This window comes from Paraburkholderia sp. SIMBA_027 (genome assembly GCF_046535315.1).
GTDB lineage: Bacteria > Pseudomonadota > Gammaproteobacteria > Burkholderiales > Burkholderiaceae > Paraburkholderia > Paraburkholderia tropica.
This window is the reverse complement of sequence record NZ_JAWRWY010000068.1, coordinates 1-897: the sequence shown is the minus strand read 5'-3', so window position 1 is coordinate 897 and position 897 is coordinate 1. Positions and strand designations below refer to the sequence as shown.

The 897-nt window shown below is 63.9% G+C and carries 2 protein-coding genes; both read right to left on the bottom strand.

Features of this window, described 5'->3' with window-relative positions:
- Positions 1–428 (bottom strand): flavin reductase family protein (locus tag SB764_RS38150; protein ID WP_410866482.1); only part of this gene is annotated, 428 nt, incomplete at its 3' end.
- A gap of 1 nt (position 429) precedes the next feature.
- Positions 430–897, bottom strand: a 468-nt coding sequence (locus tag SB764_RS38145) for an alpha/beta fold hydrolase (RefSeq protein WP_410866481.1), incomplete at its 5' end; no start/stop codon positions are given.

Below are 897 nucleotides of genomic sequence, written 5' to 3'. Positions count from 1 at the left end.
AACGCTTCCACCTTGCCGACGATCAGCGCGTGATCGCCCGCGTCGATGATCGCGTGCGTGGTGCAGTCGAACCAGGCGCTCACGTCGTCGATCAGCGGATTGCGGTTGGCGCTCAATTGCCAGTTTACGTTCGCGAAGCGATCGTCGCTCGGACGCGCGAACGTGTTCGACAGTTCCTTCTGGTTTTCCGCGAGGATGTTGATCGCGAAGTGCCCGGTGGTGGAAAACGTCTGATAATTGCTCGACGTCTTCGCGATGCTCACGAGCAGCAACGCGGGGTCCAGCGACACCGACGAAAACGAATTCGCGGTAAAGCCGAGCGGCTGGCCGTCGTCGCGCGCGGTCGTGACGATCGTCACGCCCGTCATGAACGCGCCGAAGGCGTCGCGCAATTCTCGGGTGTTGATTTTGAGTGTCTCTTGGCTCATTTCACACTTCCGACTTCGTGAGTTCCGCAACCGGCGCGGTCTGCAACCAGGCGCGCAGGGCGAGATTGACGGCTTCGGGCGCCGTCAGGTTCACCATGTGGCGCTCGTCATCGATCACGACGGCCTGGCCGTGGTGCGCCGCGGCGGCCATCTGGCGGGCCATCTCCGGCGTGGAGTTCGGATCGTCCGAACCCGTGAGCACGAGCGCCGGGCAGGCAATCGTGTGCCAGCCGTCGGCATAGACTTCGTCGCCGCGCGCGAAGGCCGTGTAAGCGGTGGCGTAACCCGCAATATTCACGGACTTCAGCCACGTTTCGACCTTTTGCGCCGCGAGACGCTGGGCCTCGTCGGCATTGAACCAGCGCTTGAGCGGCGTGTCGATGTCGATGGTGCCCGAGCGCAGTTCGGCGGCGCGTTGCAGCACGGCATCGCGCGCCTGTTGCGTGCGGCGATACACGCCGTTCAGGAC